This is a genomic window from Bacillus sp. JJ1521 (genome assembly GCF_036965165.1).
In the GTDB taxonomy this organism is placed as follows: Bacteria; Bacillota; Bacilli; order Bacillales; family Bacillaceae_L; genus Ferdinandcohnia.
Map to the genome: position 1 here is coordinate 1 of NZ_JBALOX010000174.1, position 8,548 is coordinate 8,548.

Below are 8,548 nucleotides of genomic sequence, written 5' to 3' on the forward strand. Positions count from 1 at the left end.
AAGTGGCGTTCTTAGTCCTTGATCAATAGTTAAAAATCCTTCAAAATTGGTTTATTCCACCTTTACTCAGGAGATAATAGCAGATAGTAGTCTACTGAGAGCAGGAGGAATAATATGAGTTGGACAGGTATAGTTTTATTCGTACAGCTATTCTTTGGAGTGATCATCGGGCTTTATTTTTGGAATCTCCTTAAAAACCAGCGAACTCAAAAGGTATCTATAGATAAAGAGTCTAGAAAAGAAATGGAGCAACTTCGGAAGATGAGGTCTATTTCCTTAACAGAACCTCTAGCTGAGCGAGTACGACCAACTAGTTTTTCAGATATCGTTGGCCAGGAGGATGGCATAAAGTCATTAAAGGCCGCACTATGTGGACCAAATCCCCAGCATGTCATCATTTACGGACCACCGGGCGTAGGGAAAACAGCAGCAGCTAGGCTCGTGATGGAAGAAGCAAAACGAAATTCAAAGTCACCATTTAAGCAGTCGGCTGTTTTTGTAGAACTAGATGCAACAACCGCAAGATTCGATGAACGTGGAATTGCCGACCCTTTAATTGGCTCTGTTCATGATCCGATTTATCAAGGTGCAGGTGCGATGGGCCAAGCAGGAATTCCTCAGCCAAAGCCTGGAGCAGTGACACATGCTCATGGCGGAGTATTATTTATTGATGAAATTGGTGAGCTTCATCCGATTCAAATGAATAAAATGCTTAAAGTATTAGAGGACCGTAAAGTATTTCTTGAAAGTGCATATTACAGTGAGGAAAATACGCAAATCCCAACACATATACATGATATTTTTAAAAATGGATTACCAGCTGATTTTCGGATGATAGGTGCCACAACAAGAACACCAAGCGAACTTCCACCAGCTATTCGATCACGTTGTCTTGAGGTGTTTTTCCGTGAATTGGATCAGGATGAATTAGCAGTTGTAACAAGAAAGGCGCTCGATAAAGTGAGGATGCAAGCAACAGAGAAAGGCATAGCTACACTTGCTTCCTACGCGCGCAATGGACGTGAAGTCGTCAACATGGTTCAAATCGCAGCGGGAATCGCTATTTCGGAGGAACGTGATTTTATAAGGGACGAAGATATTGAATGGGTCCTTCATTCCAGCCAGTTAACACCACGCTATGATAAAAAGATTTATCCAAGTGCCAGAGTAGGTCTTGTAAACGGCTTAGCGGTATATGGACCCAATACGGGCGCACTGTTAGAAATTGAGGTAACTGTTATTCCTGCCGCTAAAGATAAAGGAACGATAAATATAACGGGTATTGTAGAGGAAGAAAGTATTGGGGACCGTGGAAAATCAGTGCGAAGAAAAAGTATGGCGAAGGGCTCGATTGAAAATGTGATTACTGTACTTCGTTCTATGGGCGTTCCTGCACATGATTATGATATCCATGTTAATTTCCCTGGTGGAATTCCTATTGACGGACCATCTGCGGGGATTGCAATGGCAACAGGTATTTATTCGGCAATTCATAAGTTCCCAGTTGACCATAAGGTTGCTATGACAGGTGAAATCAGTATTCATGGGAATGTAAAACCAATCGGTGGTGTTGTACCGAAAATAAAGGCAGCAAAACAGGCAGGAGCGAATAAGGTCATTATTCCTGAAGAGAATATGCAGTCCATTTTAAAGGAAATTGAAGGGATTGAAATTATTCCGGTTACCAACCTTGAAGAGGTCTTTAAAATCGCAATTGAAACACCAGAGCGCGGGAAGCAATCCAAACAATCAATCATTCCGGCTTCAACCAATTATACAAAAACAGAGTCAGTTTAAAATAGAAAGACTTCGACATACTAAAAAGGAGCGTCGAAGTCTTTTTTCTATTTTCTTAAAGAAAAAACCGCTAAAATAGACACTAGCTTTCAAATAAGATAAAATTTACATTTAAGGACTATATTCAATTTTGAGGTGTTTGACAATGACAAGAAAAAAAGAAATCATTGTTCCTCTTTTACCACTTCGCGGATTGCTTGTCTATCCTACGATGGTGTTGCATCTAGACGTTGGGCGTGACAAATCGGTGCAAGCATTGGAAAAAGCAATGGTAGAAGACCATATCATTTTTTTAACTACCCAAAAAGATGTCGCTATTGACGATCCTACAAAGGATGATATTTATAACATAGGAACATTAACGCAAGTAAAACAAATGCTCAAGCTTCCAAATGGCACAATACGTGTATTAGTTGAAGGGCTTTACCGTGCAGAAATAAAAGAGATCTATGACAACGATAGCTATTATTCTGTGAAAGTAAAAACATTTGAAGAAGATGAGACAAAGGATGTTGAAGCAGAAGCGCTCATGCGAATGATGCTTGAGTATTTCGAACAATACATAAAGCTTTCAAAGAAAATTTCAACTGAAACATACACATCTGTTACTGATATTGAGGAACCAGGGAGAATGGCAGATATTATCGCCTCTCATATTCCGCTTAAGCTTCAAGAAAAGCAGGATATTCTTGAAACGATTGATGTTCGTGAAAGAATGAATAAAGTGATCACGATCATAAATAATGAAAAAGAAGTTCTAAGTCTTGAAAAGAAGATTGGTCAACGTGTGAAGCGTTCGATGGAAAGAACTCAAAAGGAATACTATCTTCGCGAGCAAATGAAGGCCATCCAAAAGGAATTAGGGGATAAAGAAGGTAAAACGGGTGAAGTATCCACCCTCAAAGAAAAAATAGAAGCTGCAGGGATGCCTGAGCATGTTAAGGAAGTAGCATTAAAGGAACTAGACCGTTATGAAAAAATTCCGCAAACCTCTGCAGAAAGTGCAGTGATTCGGAATTATATTGAATGGCTTTTAGCATTGCCATGGACAAAAGCCACCGAAGATCGTCTAGATATTCATCGTGCAGAAGAAATTCTCGAAAAAGACCATTTTGGACTAGAAAAGGTCAAAGAAAGAGTTCTTGAATACTTAGCAGTTCAACAGTTAACCAATTCCTTAAAGGGACCTATTTTATGTTTAGCTGGACCTCCTGGGGTTGGTAAAACATCTTTAGCTAAATCAGTGGCAAAATCACTTGGTCGAAACTTTGTTCGTGTTTCGCTCGGTGGTGTTCGTGATGAATCCGAAATTCGAGGTCATCGTAGAACTTATGTCGGAGCAATGCCTGGTCGCATTATCCAAGGGATGAAAAAAGCAGGTACAATTAATCCAGTCTTTTTATTAGATGAAATTGATAAAATGTCAAATGACTTTAGAGGAGATCCATCAGCAGCGATGCTTGAAGTATTAGACCCTGAACAAAACTTCAACTTCAGTGATCATTTTATTGAAGAACCTTATGATTTATCAAAGGTTATGTTTATTGCGACGGCAAATAATTTGGCTACAATTCCTGGACCACTTCGTGATCGTATGGAAATTATCACAATCGCGGGTTACACGGAGCTTGAAAAGGTCCATATTGCCAAAGATCATTTATTGCCAAAACAGCTTGAAGAACATGGGTTAACAAAAGGGAAATTACAAATACGAGAAGATGCTCTTTTAAATATTATTCGCTATTACACGAGAGAGGCCGGTGTTCGTGGACTTGAGCGTCAAATTGCGAAAGTCTGTCGTAAGGTTGCTAAAATTATTGTGTCAGGTGAAAAGAAACGCGTTATCATAACCGATAAAAATGTTGTTGAATTTTTAGGCAAACAGGTATTCCGCTATGGTCAAGCAGAAATCGAGGATCAAGTGGGTGTAGCTACTGGGCTAGCCTATACAGTATTCGGTGGAGATACACTTTCAATCGAGGTTTCCTTAGCACCAGGTAAAGGAAAGCTTGTCCTTACTGGGAAGCTTGGCGATGTTATGAAGGAATCTGCTCAAGCAGCCTTTAGTTACATTCGATCTAAAGCACAAGAATTAAAAATTGATCCAGATTTTAATGAGAAAAATGATATCCATATTCACGTTCCAGAAGGTGCTGTTCCAAAGGATGGGCCATCAGCAGGGATTACAATCGCAACTGCACTTATTTCCGCTTTAACGGGAAGGGCTGTTCGCAAGGAAGTTGGAATGACGGGTGAGATTACGTTAAGAGGACGTGTTCTGCCAATTGGTGGCTTGAAGGAAAAATCACTCAGCGCCCATCGTGCCGGCTTAACGAAAATCCTATTTCCAAAGGAAAACGAAAAGGACCTTGAGGATATCCCTGAGAGCGTAAGAGATGATGTGGAATTTGTTCCGGTTTCCCATTTAGATGAAGTCTTAAAACATGCGTTAGTAGAGGAGAAAAAATGAAAGTTACTAGTGCAGATATCGTAATAAGTGCTGTTAGACCGGAACAATATCCTGAAGGAGATTTACCTGAATTTGCAATGGCAGGTCGTTCGAATGTTGGAAAATCATCGTTTATTAATAAAATGCTTAATCGTAAAGCACTGGCTCGTACGTCATCAAAGCCTGGTAAAACGCAAACCTTAAACTTTTTCCTAATCAATGAACTTTTGTATTTTGTGGATGTACCAGGTTATGGGTATGCCAAGGTGTCTAAGAAGGAAAGAGAAGCATGGGGGAAAATGATCGAGACGTATTTAACAACGCGTGAACCACTTAAAGCAGTTGTTCTCATTGTTGATTTACGCCATCCCCCAACCAATGATGATGTGCTTATGTATGATTTTGCAAAGCATTATGAAATACCAGTTGTCGTGATTGCGACTAAGGCAGATAAAATTCCAAAAGGAAAATGGGATAAACATCTGAAGGTGGTTCGCGAGACGCTTGAGCTTGATCCAGGGGATCATCTCATCAAATTTTCATCAGAAACGGGTTTAGGAAAGGATGAAGCCTGGACCGTCTTACAATCGTATATGAAAAAAGAAAACAGCTAAAGCATCCGCTTTAGCTGTTTTTTATCCTTCTTGCTACTAGCCTGGTATAATTTACTTTTTCTTAATGAATAATAAATAAAAGCCAATCCCTACGAGGAGAAGGGGCCAATAATTAAGAATGAATGAAAACCCACCTTTTAAAAATCCTAGCCAGCTCATGAATTGGCCATAATTCAAAAACAGTAATGATATTAATAAAAGAACGACGCTATGGAATAGTCCATTTTTCGTCTTAAAATATGTAAATAGCATTCCAAGACCAACGATGAATAATAAAGTACCAGGCTGCTTTGACCAGAATCCAAGTTGATTGATACCATGAAAATGAAATCCAAAGCCAACTAGAATGACACCAGGTAAGATACTATTTGGATTGTTTTCAACATACGCCTGTACAAGAAAAGCAAGCCCAACAATGATGACGAGTGTTTGCCACGAAAAGAAGTTAGTAAATACTGGTATGCCCAATTGTTGAAGTAAAAGATAGAATCCAAATCCGACAAGGATGATACCAGAAAAGAGATTATTTTTTTTCATATAGTCCCCCATGCTAGTTACTTGATTTAACAATGCTTTTTTGTTAATGTAACGATTGAAGTCAAGACAAACTTATTTATAAGTATAAAACGCATTTATATGTACATATTATTCTAAATTTATATTAGCATAGGTTGTCAAAAACTGTTCACACATTTTTCGACAATCGCTCACATCGTACATGGTATAATAGTAATAGTTTTTTGAACGAAATTCATATCATTAATAAAAAGTTGGGGTGAAAGATTATGCATACAATTATGGTCGGACTAAATTATAAAACAGCCCCTGTTGAAATACGTGAAAAATTAACTTTTGATTCGGAAAGCATTGTACAAGCAATGAAGGAATTAAAAGGTAAAAAAAGCATTTTAGAAAACATAATTGTTTCAACTTGTAACCGAACAGAAATATATGCTGTTGTCGACCAATTGCATACAGGACGTTATTATATTAAAGATTTCCTTTCACAGTGGTTTGGAATTGATAAAGATGAATTTACACCGTATTTGAATATCTTTGAAGAAGAAGGTGCCGTCGATCACCTGTTTCATGTTACAAGCGGGTTGAATTCGATGGTTGTTGGTGAAACGCAAATCCTTGGACAAGTACGTTCAAGCTTTCTAGCTGCACAAGACCAAGGTACATCAGGAACTGTTTTTAACCACCTTTTTAAACAATCGATAACACTAGCAAAACGTGCACATTCTGAAACGGAAATTGGTTCAAACGCTGTTTCAGTAAGTTATGCTGCTGTTGAACTTGCGAAAAAGATTTTTGGTGATCTTTCGAATAAAAATGTCCTCATTCTAGGTGCTGGAAAGATGGGCGAATTGGCTGCGCAAAACCTACATGGTTCTGGTGTGGGAAAAGTAACTGTCATGAATCGTACCTTAGAAAAGGCACAAAGCCTTGCTGACAAGTTCCAAGGAGAAGCAAGAGCAATCGAGGAACTTCAATGTGCCTTAGTTGAGGCTGATATCATGATTAGTTCGACAGGTGCGAAAGGTTATGTTGTCACAAAAGAAATGATGCAAGATGTTGAAAGGATGAGAAAGGGTCGTCCTTTATTTATGGTTGATATTGCAGTACCAAGAGACTTAGATCCAGGTCTTGCCGATTTAGAAAGCGTCTTTTTATATGATATCGATGATTTAGAAGGAATCGTGGAAGCCAATCTTCAGGAGCGTAAAGTAGCGGCTGAAGAAATTGAACTCATGATTGAAAATGAAATTGTTGAATTCAAGAATTGGTTGAATACTTTAGGTGTTGTACCAGTGATTTCAGCGTTACGCAATAAGGCCTTAGCCATTCAAGCTGAAACAATGGAGAGCATTGAACGCAAAATGCCTAACCTTTCTGATCGTGAGAGAAAAGTCTTGAACAAACATACTAAGAGTATCATAAATCAGCTGTTACGGGACCCTATTTTACAAGCAAAGGAACTTGCTGCACAGCCTAACGCTGAGGAATCTCTTGGATTATTTATGAAGATTTTTGATATTGAAGAAGCGGTTGTTTCTGAGATAGGGATGCAGAAGGAAAAGGGCAATTTGAACAGGGTAGCAGTAAACAGACAGCAGCCTTCTCTACATTCATAATGAGGGGTAAATCGATATGGTAGAGATGAATGTAACGAGATTACATGAGTTTACCGTAATTCTCTATGCTTTAAGTGTCCTACTTTATTTTATAGACTTTCTTCATAATAACCGGAAGGTGAATAAGTTTGCCTTCTGGTTACTTGCATTTGTATGGATCATTCAATCAATCTTTCTGTTGACGCGAATGCTGAATACAGGTAGATTGCCGATCTTGTCCATGTTTGAAGGACTCTATTTTTATGCATGGGTGTTGATTACACTCTCTTTAATTTTAAACAAGTTTTTAAGAGTTGATTTCATTGTTTTTTTTACAAATTTATTAGGTTTTTTCATGATGGCATTACATACATTTGCACCAGGTCAGCACGGTTCGAGTGCGCTTGAAAGTCAGCTATTTTCAGAGTTACTCATGATTCATATTTCGATGGCAATTCTTTCGTATGGGGCATTTTCAATATCTTTTGTTTTTTCAATCCTTTACTTAATCCAATATAATTTGTTGAAACAAAAAAAATGGGGAAAACGACTACTAAGACTTGATGATTTATCAAAGCTTGATTATATGTCTTATGTATTGAATCTTATTGGGGTGCCCATGCTTTTATTGGCGCTTATTTTAGGAGTGTTATGGGCCTATATTAAGGTAGAGAATTTTTATTTTTACGATGCGAAGGTGTTAGGTTCCTTTTTTGTTTTGGTTATCTATCTATTTTTTCTATATAAAAGGGTTGTCCAAAAGCTCCAAGGAAAAACAATTGCCTACTGGAATATAGGAGCATTTTTACTTTTACTTGTTAATTTCTTTTTATTCGGAAGCTTATCGAATTTTCATTTTTGGCTTACATAGACAGGAGGAGCATTTATGAGAAAAATTATTGTCGGTTCTCGAAGAAGTAAATTGGCGATTACACAAACAAACTGGGTGATCGAGCAGCTTAAGAATCTAGGTTTACCTTATGAGTTTGAGGTAAAGGAAATCGTTACAAAAGGTGATAAAATTCTCGACGTTACTTTATCAAAGGTTGGCGGCAAAGGCCTGTTCGTAAAAGAAATTGAACAAGCCTTATATGATAAGGAAATTGATATGGCTGTTCACAGTATGAAGGATATGCCTGCTTTGTTACCTGAAGGACTTGTTATTGGATGTGTACCGAAGCGCGAAGACCACCGTGATGTCATCATCTCAAAGGAAAATATATCATTTGAAAAGCTTCCTAGTGGGGCAATTGTTGGAACAAGCAGCTTACGTAGAAGTGCACAGCTCCTGGCAAAAAGAAATGATATCGAAATTAAATGGATTCGCGGAAACATCGATACAAGACTTTCAAAGCTAGAAACTGAAGACTATGATGCGATCGTATTGGCTGCGGCAGGCTTAAAGCGTCTGGGATGGTCTGATAATGTAGTATCGGAATTTGTGGAGCCTGAAGTTTGTCTACCTGCAGTTGGTCAAGGTGCTCTAGCAATTGAATGCCGCGAAGACGATGCTGATATTTTACTTTTATTATCAAAATTAAATGATGAATATACACAAAAGACGGTTGAAG

7 protein-coding genes are annotated in these 8,548 nt (G+C 38.2%); 6 read left to right on the forward strand and 1 reads right to left on the reverse strand.

What is annotated here, in order from left to right; genetic code table 11:
- Positions 1-114: 114 nt before the first annotated feature.
- The 3 genes from lonB (at position 115) to yihA (ending at position 4,860) form a co-directional block, all read left to right on the forward strand.
- Positions 115-1,797: an ATP-dependent protease LonB gene (gene lonB, locus V7147_RS20390; protein ID WP_335369646.1), complete on the forward strand. Its 1,683-nt coding sequence runs from the start codon at positions 115-117 to the stop codon at positions 1,795-1,797.
- 145 nt (positions 1,798-1,942) lie between these two features.
- The gene (gene lon, locus V7147_RS20395) at positions 1,943-4,267 is read left to right on the forward strand and encodes an endopeptidase La (protein WP_335369647.1); all 2,325 of its coding nucleotides are present in this window, start codon (positions 1,943-1,945) and stop codon (positions 4,265-4,267) included.
- The gene (gene yihA, locus V7147_RS20400) at positions 4,264-4,860 is read left to right on the forward strand and encodes a ribosome biogenesis GTP-binding protein YihA/YsxC (RefSeq protein WP_335369648.1); all 597 of its coding nucleotides are present in this window, start codon (positions 4,264-4,266) and stop codon (positions 4,858-4,860) included. The genes lon and yihA overlap by 4 nt, the downstream gene beginning before the upstream one ends.
- Positions 4,861-4,911: 51 nt before the next feature.
- On the opposite strand, the gene V7147_RS20405 is transcribed toward yihA, so the two are convergent.
- Entirely contained in the window at positions 4,912-5,397 is a 486-nt protein-coding gene (locus V7147_RS20405; RefSeq protein ID WP_335369649.1) for a LiaI-LiaF-like domain-containing protein, read from the reverse strand.
- 248 nt (positions 5,398-5,645) lie between these two features.
- Here V7147_RS20405 and hemA point away from each other — a divergent pair, with 248 nt between their 5' ends.
- The 3 genes from hemA to hemC form a co-directional block, all read left to right on the forward strand.
- Positions 5,646-6,998 carry a glutamyl-tRNA reductase gene (gene hemA, locus V7147_RS20410; protein ID WP_335369650.1) on the forward strand — a complete coding sequence of 451 codons (1,353 nt, stop codon included), beginning with the start codon at positions 5,646-5,648 and terminating at the stop codon, positions 6,996-6,998.
- Positions 6,999-7,014: 16 nt separating this feature from the next.
- Complete coding sequence (locus tag V7147_RS20415) at positions 7,015-7,848, forward strand: cytochrome C assembly family protein (protein ID WP_335369651.1); 834 nt, start codon at positions 7,015-7,017, stop codon at positions 7,846-7,848.
- A 15-nt stretch (positions 7,849-7,863) separates the two neighbouring features.
- The coding region (gene hemC, locus V7147_RS20420) for a hydroxymethylbilane synthase (protein WP_335369652.1) at positions 7,864-8,548 on the forward strand (685 nt) is incomplete at its 3' end.